General features: G+C 62.9%; 11 protein-coding genes and 1 pseudogene. 7 read left to right on the top strand and 5 right to left on the bottom strand.

What is annotated here, in order from left to right; all coding sequences use genetic code 11:
* Positions 1 to 177 precede the first annotated feature (177 nt).
* Positions 178 to 1077, bottom strand: a complete 900-nt coding sequence (locus CIT25_RS02495) for a LysR family transcriptional regulator (RefSeq protein ID WP_095482993.1) — start codon at positions 1075 to 1077, stop codon at positions 178 to 180.
* Positions 1078 to 1243: 166 nt separating this feature from the next.
* On the opposite strand from CIT25_RS02495, the gene CIT25_RS02490 reads away from it, so the two are divergent.
* Both CIT25_RS02490 and CIT25_RS02485 read left to right on the top strand, forming a co-directional pair.
* Positions 1244 to 1885 (top strand): DUF47 domain-containing protein, encoded by a 642-nt coding sequence (locus tag CIT25_RS02490; RefSeq protein ID WP_095482992.1) that lies wholly within the window; start codon positions 1244 to 1246, stop codon positions 1883 to 1885.
* A 3-nt stretch (positions 1886 to 1888) separates the two neighbouring features.
* The gene (locus CIT25_RS02485) at positions 1889 to 2893 is read left to right on the top strand and encodes an inorganic phosphate transporter (RefSeq protein ID WP_095482991.1); all 1005 of its coding nucleotides are present in this window, start codon (positions 1889 to 1891) and stop codon (positions 2891 to 2893) included.
* Positions 2894 to 2935: 42 nt separating this feature from the next.
* Here CIT25_RS02485 and CIT25_RS02480 read toward each other — a convergent pair whose 3' ends face one another.
* Positions 2936 to 3313 carry a VOC family protein gene (locus tag CIT25_RS02480; RefSeq protein WP_095482990.1) on the bottom strand — a complete coding sequence of 126 codons (378 nt, stop codon included), beginning with the start codon at positions 3311 to 3313 and terminating at the stop codon, positions 2936 to 2938.
* Between the two features lie 238 nt (positions 3314 to 3551).
* On the opposite strand from CIT25_RS02480, the gene CIT25_RS02475 reads away from it, so the two are divergent.
* Positions 3552 to 4757 (top strand): Mrp/NBP35 family ATP-binding protein, encoded by a 1206-nt coding sequence (locus tag CIT25_RS02475; protein WP_095482989.1) that lies wholly within the window; start codon positions 3552 to 3554, stop codon positions 4755 to 4757.
* A gap of 157 nt (positions 4758 to 4914) precedes the next feature.
* Here the strand turns inward: CIT25_RS02475 and CIT25_RS02470 are convergent, their stop codons facing one another.
* Positions 4915 to 5364: an SRPBCC family protein gene (locus CIT25_RS02470; RefSeq protein WP_095482988.1), complete on the bottom strand. Its 450-nt coding sequence runs from the start codon at positions 5362 to 5364 to the stop codon at positions 4915 to 4917.
* A 158-nt stretch (positions 5365 to 5522) separates the two neighbouring features.
* On the opposite strand from CIT25_RS02470, the pseudogene CIT25_RS02465 reads away from it, so the two are divergent.
* A pseudogene (locus CIT25_RS02465) lies at positions 5523 to 7325 on the top strand (IlvD/Edd family dehydratase); the annotation flags it as partial.
* 295 nt (positions 7326 to 7620) lie between these two features.
* Here the strand turns inward: CIT25_RS02465 and CIT25_RS02460 are convergent.
* The gene (locus tag CIT25_RS02460; protein ID WP_095482987.1) at positions 7621 to 8040 is read right to left on the bottom strand and encodes a GFA family protein; all 420 of its coding nucleotides are present in this window, start codon (positions 8038 to 8040) and stop codon (positions 7621 to 7623) included.
* Positions 8041 to 8232: 192 nt separating this feature from the next.
* Between CIT25_RS02460 and CIT25_RS02455 the strand changes: the two genes are divergently transcribed.
* From CIT25_RS02455 to CIT25_RS02445, 3 genes are read left to right on the top strand one after another with little or no spacing between them, the layout of a single operon-like run.
* Positions 8233 to 9051, top strand: coding sequence for a chromate resistance protein ChrB domain-containing protein (locus tag CIT25_RS02455; RefSeq protein WP_095482986.1), 819 nt, complete (start codon positions 8233 to 8235; stop codon positions 9049 to 9051).
* Positions 9048 to 10457 carry a chromate efflux transporter gene (gene chrA, locus CIT25_RS02450; protein WP_095482985.1) on the top strand — a complete coding sequence of 470 codons (1410 nt, stop codon included), beginning with the start codon at positions 9048 to 9050 and terminating at the stop codon, positions 10455 to 10457. The genes CIT25_RS02455 and chrA overlap by 4 nt, the downstream gene beginning before the upstream one ends.
* 56 nt (positions 10458 to 10513) lie before the next feature.
* Positions 10514 to 10912, top strand: a complete 399-nt coding sequence (locus tag CIT25_RS02445) for a hypothetical protein (RefSeq protein WP_095482984.1) — start codon at positions 10514 to 10516, stop codon at positions 10910 to 10912.
* A gap of 125 nt (positions 10913 to 11037) precedes the next feature.
* Here the strand turns inward: CIT25_RS02445 and CIT25_RS02440 are convergent, their stop codons facing one another.
* The gene (locus CIT25_RS02440; protein ID WP_095482983.1) at positions 11038 to 12627 is read right to left on the bottom strand and encodes a trimethylamine methyltransferase family protein; all 1590 of its coding nucleotides are present in this window, start codon (positions 12625 to 12627) and stop codon (positions 11038 to 11040) included.
* Between the last annotated feature and the right edge of the window lie 140 nt (positions 12628 to 12767).

The raw sequence follows: 12767 nt of genomic DNA, 5'->3' as shown, positions 1-12767 counted from the left end.
CCCTGGTCGTTGCGATCCAATGCATGTCGCCCAAAAGTGCGAAACGTTCTTTTTGGGCAACGACATGCGATGTCGCTAAGTGTTTAGGAAATCAGAGGAAACCCGCCAAATCAATAAAGCCGATCCGTTGCTCGATAGAAATCTTCTATCGATCCCACTCATCCGGCAATCTCTAGCTCAACGGCGGGCGCGGAAATCGTCTGCCAGCGCCATCGCCTCGTCCAGCAGCGCCGAGACCAGCGGCGTGTGCGGCTCGCGCGGCGTCGCAACCAGCCCCACGGTGTGGCTGGCATCCGGCTCGACGATCGGTATGGCCCGGATCGGCTCGGAAAAGCCGAATGTTTCCGAGAGGTTGAGCGGCATGATCGACGACCATTTGCCGGTACGGATATGGGAGAACAGCACGATCATCGAATTGGATTCGAGTGTCGGCCGCACCTGCGTGCCGGCTTCGGCCAAATGCTGGTCGATGATGCGGCGGTTCTGCATGTCCGGCGTCAACAGGCAGAGCGGCAGCTGGCTGAGCTCCGCCCATGTCACTTTGTCGCGGTCGGAATAGGGGTTTCCGACGGCGGTGATCAGCTGATAGCGCTCGTCATAGAGCGGCACGCTGGTCACCCGCCCCAGTGGCTCGTTGTCGAGATAGGTGATGCCGGCGTCGATGTCGAAATTGCCGAGCAGCGACAGCACCTCGATCGAGGTGCGCGACAGCACCGAGAAGGTCACGCCGGGATGTTTTGCCCGAAAGGGTGTCGTCAGCCGCGCCACCATGGCCAGCGCCGTCGGGATGGCCGCGATGCGGATGCGTCCCGAAAGGCCGTGACGCGCCGCCCGCATCTCCTCGCGCATGGTGCGGGTATCGCCGACGATGCGGCGCGCCCACACCAGCACCTGTTCTCCCTCCGGCGTCAGCCCCTGAAAGCGCGAGCCGCGCAATACCAGCATCACGCCGAGCTGGCCCTCCAACTGCTTGATCCCGGCCGAAAGCGTCGGCTGGGTGACGCCGCACACCTCCGCCGCCCGGCCGAAATGCTCTTCCCTGGCCAGCGCGATGAAGAATTCCAGCTTGTCGATCATGCCATCTGTCCGGTGCGTCCAGTGCCAAGGTCGGGGAAATTGCCTTCCGCCGCAAGCTGCATGTGCAATCGGCAGCATCCACACCTTTCAGCCGGCTTACTATTTCCCGCAGCGGCATGCGGCGCTATGTGGATAAGGCGAGGTCGTGGGGCACGGGAGATCGAACATGCTGGGCTGGTTCCGCAAGCTGCTGCCGCGCGAAGATCGCTTCTTCGACCTCTTCGAGCAGCACTCCCGCACCGTGGTCGATGGCGCCGAGGCGCTCGAGCAGCTCCTCCAGGGCAAGGACATCGATCGCTGGTGCCAGAAGATCATCGATCTTGAAGACCAGGCCGATCACATCACCGCGGAAGTCCTGCTTTCCGTGCGGCGCTCGTTCATCACGCCTTTCGATCGCGGTGACATCAAGGACCTGATCCAGTCGATGGATGACGCCATCGACATGATGCACAAGACCGTCAAGACGGTGAAGCTGTTCGACAAGAAGGAATTCGACCCGCTGATGCAGGAAATGGGCGGCGTCATCGTTATTGCAGCCAAGCTGGTCGCCGAGGCCATCCCATTGCTCAGCAAGATCGGCGCCCACAGCGTGCGCCTCAATGCGATCGCCGAAGAGGTCATGCGCGCGGAAGGCCGGGCCGACGATCTGCACGAGCAGGGCCTGAAGGACCTGTTCAAGAGGCATGGCCGCAGCGACCCGATGGCCTACCTGATCGGCAGCGAGATCTATGGCGAGCTGGAAAAAGTGGTCGACCGGTTCGAGGACGTCGCCAATGAGATCAGCGGCATCGTCATCGAGAACGTTTAGCCAATGGAAGCCGCCATCGCCTTTCCCGTGCTGGCCGGGCTCATCGCCGTTGCGCTGTTCTTCGATTTTCTCAACGGCCTGCACGATGCCGCCAACTCTATCGCCACCATCGTCTCCACGCGTGTGCTGAGGCCACACTATGCGGTGCTGTGGGCGGCCTTCTTCAATTTCATCGCCTTCCTGTTCTTCGGCCTTCATGTTGCCGAGACCTTGGGAACGGGCATCATCGACGCCAGCATCGTCACCCCGGGGGTGATCTTCGCCGCTCTCGTCGGTGCCATTGTCTGGAATATCGTCACCTGGCTCGTCGGCATCCCCTCCAGCAGCTCGCACGCGCTGATCGGCGGACTTGTCGGTGCCGGCGTTGCAAAGGCAGGCGGCGGCGCCATCGTCTGGACCGGACTCGGCAAGACCATTGCGGCCATCGTCCTGTCGCCGGCGACCGGATTTCTGCTGGCGCTTGTCCTGATCCTTACCGTCTCCTGGGCGTTCGTGCGCCAGACACCGTTCGCCGTGGACAACACTTTCCGCGTCATGCAGTTCGTTTCCGCCTCGCTCTATTCGCTCGGCCATGGCGGCAACGACGCACAGAAAACCATGGGCATCATCGCCGTGCTGCTCTATTCGCAAGGCATGCTCGGAGAGAATTTCTACGTGCCGCTATGGGTCGTCATCACCTGTCAGGCGGCGCTGGCGCTGGGCACATTGTTCGGCGGCTGGCGCATCGTCCACACCATGGGCTCGAAGATCACCCGGCTGAACCCGATGCAGGGGTTCTGCGCCGAGACCGGCGGTGCGATCACCCTGTTCGCCGCCACTTGGCTCGGCATTCCGGTGTCGACGACGCATACGATCACCGGCGCCATTATCGGCGTCGGCGCCGCCCGCCGCGTCTCGGCTGTGCGCTGGGGCATCGCCGGCAACATCGTCATCGCCTGGATTGTCACTCTGCCGGCCACCGCCGCGATTTCGGCCCTTACCTACCTCGCGGTCAGCCTGGCGGCGTGACGTGAGTGGCACCTGAAATCGTATTGTGCGGCAGCGCGAAATCTACCTGTCCACAAGGTTCAGGATGTTACCGTCCGGATCCTTGAACCAGGCAACCTTCATGCCGTGACCGACGTGGATGTCGCCTTCCAGCGTCAGGCCCGGCATCTCGTAGTGCTCGAAGACCACGCCCTTCGATTTCAGCGCCTTGACGACGGTGTCGATCTCGTCGCCGACCATCCAGGTCACCGCTGTTGCCTTGTTGGTGCCGGCGAACTTCGAGTGGTACACATTGATGCTGGTGTCGCCGCTTTTGTAGACGATCAACTCGCCACCCTCATTGTGTACCTCTGTCAGGCCGAGCGTTCCCTCATAGAAAGACCTGGCCTTCGCCAGATCTTTCACCGCGAGATTGGCCGTTGCGTTGCTGTTTGCGAGCATGATTGTCTCCTTCCTTGCTGGCGAGCACGCCCGAGCCCTGCAGGAAAATAGGGCTGCTTTGCCTTCTGGCGACCGCAGCTCGCGCGATCGGCGTGCCTCTTCCTAAGACGTTTCGATTGACGCAAATCCCTACAAGTGGACGCAAGTTTTTGAAGCCATGCCACTGCGCGTGCCGTTCCGCCGCTTGGTTCTGTTCGGGAACTGCATTATCTGATGCGGAAAAGCAGAGGAAAAGCTGATGCCCGCCGTCCAGGAAAACGTCACCAAGGAAATCGTCATCGAGCGCCTGAAGACGGTCAATGGGCCGGATTTCACCGGCAACATCGTCGACCTCGGCATGGTTTCCGAGATTTTCATTGCCGATGCCAAGGTCTTCTTCTCGATCACCGTTCCTGCCGCCCGGGCCCAGGAGATGGAGCCGTTGCGCGCCGCAGCCGAACGGGTCGTCAAGGCGATCCCCGGTGTCGCCGGCGCCGTGGTCGCGCTGACGGCGGAAAAGAAGGGTGGCGGCATGGAGGCTCCGGTTCCGCAAAGACCCGCTCCCAGGCCCGCCCCAAGGCCCACACCTGCGGCCGCACCCGCTGCCGCGCCACGCCCGGCTCCGCATGCTCCGGCCTCGCACAGCCAGGGCAAACGCGGCGTGCCCGGCATCGAGGCGATCATCGCTGTCGCTTCCGGCAAGGGCGGCGTCGGCAAGTCGACCACCGCCGTCAACATCGCTCTTGGCCTCGCCGCTAACGGCTTGAGGGTTGGTGTGCTTGACGCCGACATCTACGGCCCGTCCATGCCGCGGCTGCTCAACATCCATGGCCGGCCGCAGACCGTCGACGGCAAGGTCCTGAAGCCAATGGAGAATTACGGGCTGAAGGTCATGTCGATGGGCTTCCTCGTCGATGAGGAGACGCCGATGATCTGGCGCGGGCCGATGGTGATGTCGGCGCTGACGCAGATGCTGCGCGAGGTCGAGTGGGGTCCGCTCGACGTGCTCGTCGTCGACATGCCCCCCGGCACTGGCGACGCGCAGCTGACCATGGCCCAGCAGGTGCCGCTCGCCGGCGCCGTCATCGTCTCGACGCCGCAGGATCTGGCCCTGATCGATGCGCGAAAGGGCCTCAACATGTTCAAGAAGGTGGACGTGCCGCTGTTGGGCATCGTCGAGAACATGAGCTACTTCCTCGCCCCCGACACCGGCAAGCGCTACGATATCTTCGGCCACGGCGGCGCGCGCCGCGAGGCCGAGCGCCTCGGCGTCACCTTCCTCGGCGAAGTGCCGCTCGAGATGGGCATCCGCGAAAGCTCGGATGCCGGCACACCGGTGGTGGTCTCGAAGCCCGATGGCGCCGAGGCAAAAATCTACCGCGACATCGCTTCTAAGGTCTGGGACAGGGTCAATGAAGAACGCGGCGCGGCGGAAGCCGCGGTGCCGAGCATCGTGTTCGAGTAACGCGGATATCCCTCTCCCTTGAGGGGAGGGTGCCGCGCGAAGCGCGGTGGGAGGGGTCATCTGAACCGCCTCAACCTCTTACGAAGGAAATGTCGGAGCGCGTCGCCACCGACCCCACCCGGCCCTTCGGGCCACCCTCCCCTCAAGGGGGAGGGGCTCAGCCGCCGACCTTCTCGCCAAAACTCGAAAAAAACTGCCCGGCCAGTTTCTTCGACGTCGATTCGATCAGCCGGCTGCCGAGCTGGGCGATCTTGCCGCCGACATCGGCCTTGGCCGCATATCTGAGGATCGTCGCCTCCGGCCCATCGGCGGTCAGCGTCACATCGGCGCCGCCTTTTGCGAAGCCGGCGATGCCGCCCTTGCCCTCACCCTGGATGGTGTAGGAATGCGGCGGGTTGAGATTCCTGAGCGTCACCCCGCCGTTGAACGTAGCCTTGATCGGGCCGATCTTGAGCACCACGGTCGCTCCCATCTCGGTGTCCGACTTCTTTTCGAGGCTCTGACAGCCCGGAATGGTCTGCCTCAGAACGTCCGGGTCGTTCAGCGCTTCCCACACCTTTTGCAGGGGTGCGGCGATGCGTTCCTCGCCTTCGATCACCAAAGCCATCAAAATCTCCCGGATTCAAAATTGACAAACCCCGATCCGGTCTAGCGTGGGGGCCGATGTATGTCTATCGCACCAAAGTCCGGATTCGGATGGCGCGTGCCTCTTGCCTGCTCTCGCGCGTTGTCATATCGATTTGTCATACAAATACGGAGACCATGATGGCCGGCGCCCCCACAACTAAGAAGAAATTTCGCTCGCAGGAGTGGTTCGACAATCCCGACAACCCGGGGATGACGGCGCTTTACCTTGAGCGCTACCTGAATTACGGGCTGACGCGTGCCGAACTGATGTCGGGCAACCCGCTGATCGGTATCGCCCAGACCGGTTCGGATCTGTCGCCCTGCAACCGCCATCATATCGAGCTGGCCAAGCGCGTGCGCGAGGGCATCGTCTCGATGGGCGGCATCCCTTTCGAGTTCCCGTGCCACCCGATCCAGGAGACGGGCAAACGCCCGACAGCGGCGCTCGACCGCAACCTTGCCTATCTCGGCCTGGTCGAAGTGCTCTACGGCTACCCGCTCGACGGCGTCGTGCTCACCATCGGCTGCGACAAGACGACGCCGGCCCTGCTGATGGCAGCGGCCACCGTCAACATTCCGGCCATCGCGCTGTCGGTCGGCCCGATGCTGAATGGCTGGCACAAGGGCAAGCGCACCGGCTCCGGAACGATCGTCTGGGAATCGCGCCAGCGCCTGTCGGCCGGCGAGATCGGCTATGACGAGTTCATGGACATCGTCGCTTCCTCGGCGCCGTCCACCGGCTATTGCAACACAATGGGCACTGCCACCACCATGAATTCGCTGGCCGAGGCGCTCGGCATGCAGCTGCCGGGCTCGGCTGCGATCCCCGCGCCCTATCGCGAGCGCGGCCAGATCGCCTATGAGACGGGAAAACGTATCGTCGACATGGTGCATGAGGATCTGAAGCCCTCCGACATCATGACCCGGCAGGCCTTCGAGAACGCCATCGTCGTCAATTCGGCCATCGGCGGCTCGACCAACGCGCCGATCCACCTCAACGCCATCGCCCGCCATCTCGGCGTGCCGCTCGACAATGACGACTGGCAGAAGGTCGGCCTCAAGATACCGCTCATCGTCAACCTGCAGCCGTCGGGCGAATATCTCGGCGAGGATTACCACCATGCCGGTGGCGTGCCGGCGGTCGTGGCCGAACTGATGAAGGCTGGGCTGTTGCCCCATCCCGACGCCATGACCGTCAACGGCAAGACGATGGGCGACAATTGCAGTGGGGCCGTCAACGAGAATCTCGACGTCATCCGCACCGTCGCCGAGCCGCTGAAGGCCAATGCCGGCTTCATCAATCTTAGGGGTAATCTGTTCGATTCGGCGATCATGAAGACCAGCGGCATCTCGCCCGAATTCCGCGAACGCTATCTGTCGAACCCGAAGGACCCTGAGGCCTTCGAAGGCAACGCCATGGTCTTCGACGGTCCCGAAGATTACCACGCCCGCATCGATGATCCGGCGCAAGGCATCGACGAGCACACGATCCTGTTCATGCGTGGCGCCGGCCCGATCGGTTATCCGGGCGGCGCCGAAGTCGTCAACATGCAGCCGCCGGCCCATCTCATCAAGAAGGGCATCCACGCGCTGGCCTGCATCGGCGACGGCCGCCAGTCGGGAACGTCGGGCTCGCCGTCGATCCTCAACGCCTCGCCCGAAGCCGCCATAGGCGGCGGGCTGGCGCTGCTGAAGACCGGCGACCGCGTCCGCATCGACCTGCGCAAGGGCACTGCCGACATTCTCGTCACCGATGACGAGATCACGCGCCGTCGCGCCGAGCTGCAGAACAGTGGCGGCTATCACTACCCCAAGCATCAGACGCCATGGCAGGAGATCCAGCGTGGCATGGTCGACCAGTTTTCCGAAGGAATGGTGCTGAAGCCGGCGGTGAAATATCAGGATGTGGCGCACACCAAGGGCGTGCCGCGGGACAATCACNCAGGAGATCCAGCGTGGCATGGTCGACCAGTTTTCCGAAGGAATGGTGCTGAAGCCGGCGGTGAAATATCAGGATGTGGCGCACACCAAGGGCGTGCCGCGGGACAATCACTAGAGCAATTCCAGGAAAAGTGTGAAGCGGTTTTCCGTCCGGAATTGCGCAAAAACAAAGAGATAGAGCGGTTCGGCGTTTCCGTGAAACGATGAACCGCTCTAACGTCGGCCTCCGGCGCCTTCCGCTGGCCGGCGGCTTGGTTCGATCAAGCCGCCGTCAGATGTTTTCTGAGCCCGCCGCTCACAAATAACCGGTGATCTCCGGCGCTTGGTCCTGCCTGTCGCGCTTGCCGTCCTCGTAAACGATTGGTGCTGCGGCGAGTTCCTCTTCGGTGACGTCGTCGAGGCAGGCGACGTTCACCGCCCAGAAATTCCCGCCCATGAAGTCGAGAAAGCCGCGCGAGAGAAAATTCGCGCCGCAGTTCGGGCACATATAGTGGTTGATGTCGCCCTCCGGCCAGTTCGACGGCGTCGCCTTGTATTCACGCATCCGGTCGCGGCCATCCGTCACCCTCACGGCCTCATAGGCTGCGAAGGATTTCCGGTAGCCGAGCTTCCAGCAGAAGCTGCAATTGCATTTGCGGATGCCTTCGGCGAGGTCGATATCGGCTTCGAAACGCACCGCGCCGCAATGGCAACTGCCGAGATAGGTCTTTTTCATGGGTTTCCTCCCAGAAATGTTCTGGTTCCGCCAAGCCGGCCGCCGGAGCCGGAGCATCCTTTGCTCCAGGGATGACGCTTGACAAGTGGGCGCGACAAATCCACGATCATGGCAAGGGGTGCATCGCGACGACCCCGTGAGGCGTCAGCCCAACGTTCGCGTCCAAGCTTCTCTTTCAAGGAGGTGGACGCCATGCCGTCAACAACCGTTATCACCGTATCGCAACTGTCCCGTCTGATTGGTCTGCCGGGCGCGCCAACGATTATCGATGTTCGCGTCGATGATGATTACAACGCCGATCCGCGCCTGCTGCCGGCCTCAAGCCGGCGTGATTTCAAAACCGTCCCAACCTGGGCATCCGAATTCACCGGCAGCCGAGTGGCGGTCGTCTGCCAAAAAGGGCAGAAGCTCTCGCAAGGCGTGGCCGCATGGCTGCGGCATGAGGGCATTGCCGCCGAATCCCTCGAAGGCGGGTTCGAGGCCTGGCGCGATGCCAAGGGGCTTTTGGTCCGCACCGGCAAGATGCCTACCCGCGACGAAAGGGGCCGCACCGTGTGGGTGACGCGGGCCCGCCCGAAGGTCGATCGCATCGCCTGCCCCTGGCTGATCCGGCGTTTCATCGATCCGAGCGCGGTTTTTCTCTTTGTTGAAGCGGCCGAAGTGCCGGCTGCTGCGGATCGCTTTCAGGCCGTGCCTTTCGACATCGACAATGTGTTCTGGTCACACCGCGGCGAACACTGCACCTTCGACACGATGATCGAAGAGTTCGGGCTCGAATCCGAGGCGCTCGACCGCTTGGCCATGATTGTGCGCGCAGCCGATACCGCAAGCCTCGATCTGGTTCCCCAGGCGGCCGGATTTCTGGCCGCCTCGCTTGGACTGTCGCGGATGTTTCGCGACGATCTTGAACAGCTGGAGGCAGGGATGCTGCTCTACGATGCGTTTTTCCGATGGTGCCGCGACGCCACCGAGGAGACGCACAACTGGCCAAGCGCGAGCAAGCCATCATGAGCGCCATGCCGTCTGACAAAACGGGGGCTTCTGGCAAAACTGGCGGGATCGTCGAAGCGCCGGCAGCGCCAACCTTCCGCGAAGGGGTAAAGCTCTGGGCGAAAATCGGCCTGCTCAGCTTCGGCGGGCCGGCTGGGCAGATCTCGCTCATGCACAAGGAACTGGTCGAGGAACGGCGTTGGATCGGCGAGCAGCGTTTCCTGCATGCGTTGAACTACTGCATGCTGTTGCCCGGCCCTGAAGCCCAGCAACTCGCCATCTATATCGGCTGGTTGCTGCACCGGACGATCGGCGGCCTCGTCGCCGGCATCCTCTTCGTCGCGCCGGGCGCGCTTGTGATGCTCACCTTGAGCATCCTCTATGCGCTGTATGGCGACGCGCCCCTTGTCGAGGCGCTGTTTTTCGGGGTGAAGGCGGCCGTGCTCGCCATCGTGATCGAGGCGATGATCCGGATCGGACGGCGTGCCCTCAAGAACCGGGTCATGGTGTCGATCGCGATCACCGCCTTCATCGCCATCTATGCGCTGAACGTGCCGTTTCCGCTCATCATCCTGCTTGCCGGCCTGGCAGGCTGGATTGGCAACCGTGTTGCGCCGGGCCTCTTTTCCGGCGCGTCGCACGGCAAGGGCGATGCTCCCGACGTCAAGGGCGCGGTCGACCTGATGTTCGAGCGCGGCGAGCTGGCCCACACCAGGCCGACGCGATGGCATGCGCCGCGCACCATTGCGATCTGGCTGCCGATCTGGCTGGGGCCTGTGCTTCTGATCTGGGCGTTCACCGGATCCGCCAGCGTGTGGACTGAGATCGGTGGGTTCTTCAGCGTCATGGCGGTCGTCACCTTCGGCGGCGCCTACGCGGTCCTTGCCTATGTCGCGCAGGCAGCGGTCGAGTCCTTCGGCTGGCTCGCGCCCGGTGAGATGGTCGATGGCCTCGGTCTTGCCGAAACCACGCCGGGTCCGCTCATTCTGGTCCTGCAGTTCGTCGGTTTCCTTGCCGCGTTCCGCCAGCCCGGAGCCTTGAACCCACTGCTTGCCGGATCGCTAGGGGCGATGCTCACCCTGTGGGCCACGTTCACGCCTTGCTTCTTCTGGATATTCCTCGGTGCGCCCTACATCGAAGCCCTGCGCGGCAACAAGGCACTGTCGGCGGCGCTGACCGCGATCACCGCCGCCGTCGTCGGCGTCATCATGAATCTCGCTCTGTGGTTCGGCTTGCACGTCATTTTCGGCGAGGTGCGCAACATCGGGCTTGGAATGGACGTGCCGGTGCTCTCATCGATCGACTGGGGTGCGGCGCTGCTGTCGTGCGCTGCCATGATCGCCATTCTGAAGCTGAAGATCGGCATGCTGCCGACGCTTGCGGGATCGGCCCTCGCCGGTGTTTTGTTGCTGGCAGCGAGCGGATAGCGGCTGCGTGCGGCCAGCGCTTCGCTGCGGTTCGGGCATTCGGGTGAAGGAACATCATGGCGAGACGACGCTCTTCCCTAGGCTTCCTCGGAATGTTCGGCCGTTCAGGCGACCTCAGGCAACTCGACGCTGCGTTGCGCGGCGTCGACCTTCATCCCGCCCTTGTGCCGGAGGGAGCAAAGCTCACCATCGTCAATCTGATGAAGGACCACTGGCCCGACGAGCCGCCACCACAAGCCTACCCACCGGTGGCGCAGCTATTTGGCTATTGTGTTGCTGGGCCGGAAGCGTTCGAGCAATCCAACGGCCTTCAAGATAGGCTGGATGCGGAGCGCCGGCTCGAGGCAGCCCTTGAGGCCGGCGACAGCCTCGATGCGCAAATTATACTGATGACGCTGCATGCCAAGCTGATCAGCAGCGAGGTCGTCGAGCGCTACGGTTTGAGCGCCGACTAGACCATGATCCCGAAAAGTGGAAACCCGGTTTTCGGAAAAGGTCATGGTCAAACAGAAGGTAGAGCCCCATCCCGATTTTTGTCGGGATGGATTAGGCTCTGACAGTTTTTTGACGAGAAGCGTCCTCAGCCGCCCATGCCGCTGCGCGGCAGATGGATCAGATTGCCGAAGCGAGCGCGCAGCTTGTCGTCGAGCAGCTTTGGCACGTGGCGCGGGAAGCGCTCGGCGAGGATGCGTTTCTTCTCGATGATTGCCCGCTGCAAGATGTCGGGCCTGCCCTTCTCGTTCCACTCCTTCGGCGAAAAGCGATCGCCAACCGCCGGATAGAAATATTCCGTCTGCATCAGCCGCAGCGTCTGCTCGTTGCCGAGATAGTGACCCGGCCCCTTCAGGCAGACGTCGGCGATGGTGTCTATCGACAGCGACTCATCGGTCACCTCGATGCCGCGCACGCAGCGCAGGCAATGGCCGAGCATGTCGTTGTCGATGATTAGGCTTTCCAGACAGAAGCCGAGCAGCGAGGCGTGCATGCCGGCCGATTCGTAGACGAGGTTGAGGCCTGCAAGACCGGCCATCACATCGGTGATGCCCTTCTCGTAACCGGACTGAATATCGGGCAGTTTCGAATCCGTCATGCCGGCGGCCGAACCACCGGGCAGATCGTAGAATTGCGCCATCTGGGCGCAGGCTGCGGTCAGCACCGCTTGCTCGGCCGAGCCGCCGGACATGGCGCCGGTCCTGAGGTCCGAGACGAACGGCCAGGTGCCGAAGATCGCCGGATGCCCGGGCTTGATGGCGTTGACATAGACAAGGCCGGCGAGCACCTCGGCCACCGCTTGCACCACCGCACCGGCAATCGCCGCCGGCGCCGTGGCACCCGCCTGGCCGGCGGACAGCAGCAGGATCGGAATGCCGCCTTCGACGCAGGCCTCGAGCACGCCGCAAGCGTCCTCGGCGAATTTCATCGGCGGCACGACAAAACAGTTCGAATTGGAGACAAAAGGCCGCGCGCGAAAATTCTCTTCGCCGCCGGCAATCGCGTAGAGCATGTCGAGCGCCGGCTTGACGTTCTCGCGCACCGTGAAGGACGTGCCGACATGCTTCGACGTCCCCATCACACAGGCGTAGAGCGTGTTGAAATCCATGTCGAGCGGATCGGGAATGTCGCGCGGCACCATCGGCCGCTGGAAGAAGTGGATGTTGTCGAGCCCCTCGACGATGCGGGCAGCGTCGTAGATGTCCTGCAGCAGCGACTCCCGGTATTCGCGCTTCTCGACATCGACCAGATGCACCGCGGCACCCGCCGTGCCGTAATGCACGCGCTTGCCCTGGATCAGCATGTCGTGCTTGGGATCCTGGCCATGCAAGGTGAAGTGGCGCGCGGCCTTCTTGATCGTGTCGAGGACAAGCGCGCGGGGAAAGCGAATTCGCCCGTCCTCGCCGAGAGTGGCGCCGGCCTTGGTCAACGCCTCGATGCAGGATGGGATGGCATTGGCGAAGCCGACCGTTTCAAGCAGCGTCAGCACTGCTTCGTTGATGCGCTCGCGGTCGTTTTCGCTGAGCGGCCCGTAACTTCCGCCTTCGAGGCCGGCGCGCACCGGCTTGATGTCGTCGGCAAGTGGCGCCGCACGCATGGCGCGGCGCGCTTCACGCCCGCCGGAACGCCGCGAACGTTGGTCCGAGGGCGTATCCGGCTTCTCAACAGCCACTGACATGGAGGCACTCCACCTTTAGCTGCGAAGCTGGCGGCGGCGGTTGGTCCACCATCGGCCTGCTTCGTCCCCTTATGCCTCGAACTATGCCGTCGGCATTGGCACAGCCTATGAGCCAGACGGTCCCGTCGCATATGCCAGAG

This window comes from Mesorhizobium mediterraneum (assembly GCF_002284565.1).
GTDB classification, from domain to species: domain Bacteria; phylum Pseudomonadota; class Alphaproteobacteria; order Rhizobiales; family Rhizobiaceae; genus Mesorhizobium; species Mesorhizobium mediterraneum.
Note: the sequence above shows the minus strand (reverse complement) of the source record. Positions and strands in the feature narration are given on the sequence as shown.

Excerpts from the sequence above, each read along its gene's own strand:
- CIT25_RS02475 (WP_095482989.1), top strand. The coding sequence starts at position 3,552 with ATGCCCGCCGTCCAGGAAAACGTCACCAAGGAAATCGTCATCGAGCGC.
- CIT25_RS02455 (WP_095482986.1), top strand. The coding sequence starts at position 8,233 with ATGCCGTCAACAACCGTTATCACCGTATCGCAACTGTCCCGTCTGATT.
- CIT25_RS02470 (WP_095482988.1), bottom strand. The coding sequence starts at position 5,364 with ATGGCTTTGGTGATCGAAGGCGAGGAACGCATCGCCGCACCCCTGCAA.
- CIT25_RS02495 (WP_095482993.1), bottom strand. The coding sequence starts at position 1,077 with ATGATCGACAAGCTGGAATTCTTCATCGCGCTGGCCAGGGAAGAGCAT.
- CIT25_RS02440 (WP_095482983.1), bottom strand. The coding sequence starts at position 12,627 with ATGTCAGTGGCTGTTGAGAAGCCGGATACGCCCTCGGACCAACGTTCG.
- CIT25_RS02485 (WP_095482991.1), top strand. The coding sequence starts at position 1,889 with ATGGAAGCCGCCATCGCCTTTCCCGTGCTGGCCGGGCTCATCGCCGTT.
- CIT25_RS02480 (WP_095482990.1), bottom strand. The coding sequence starts at position 3,313 with ATGCTCGCAAACAGCAACGCAACGGCCAATCTCGCGGTGAAAGATCTG.
- chrA (WP_095482985.1), top strand. The coding sequence starts at position 9,048 with ATGAGCGCCATGCCGTCTGACAAAACGGGGGCTTCTGGCAAAACTGGC.
- CIT25_RS02445 (WP_095482984.1), top strand. The coding sequence starts at position 10,514 with ATGGCGAGACGACGCTCTTCCCTAGGCTTCCTCGGAATGTTCGGCCGT.
- CIT25_RS02490 (WP_095482992.1), top strand. The coding sequence starts at position 1,244 with ATGCTGGGCTGGTTCCGCAAGCTGCTGCCGCGCGAAGATCGCTTCTTC.
- CIT25_RS02460 (WP_095482987.1), bottom strand. The coding sequence starts at position 8,040 with ATGAAAAAGACCTATCTCGGCAGTTGCCATTGCGGCGCGGTGCGTTTC.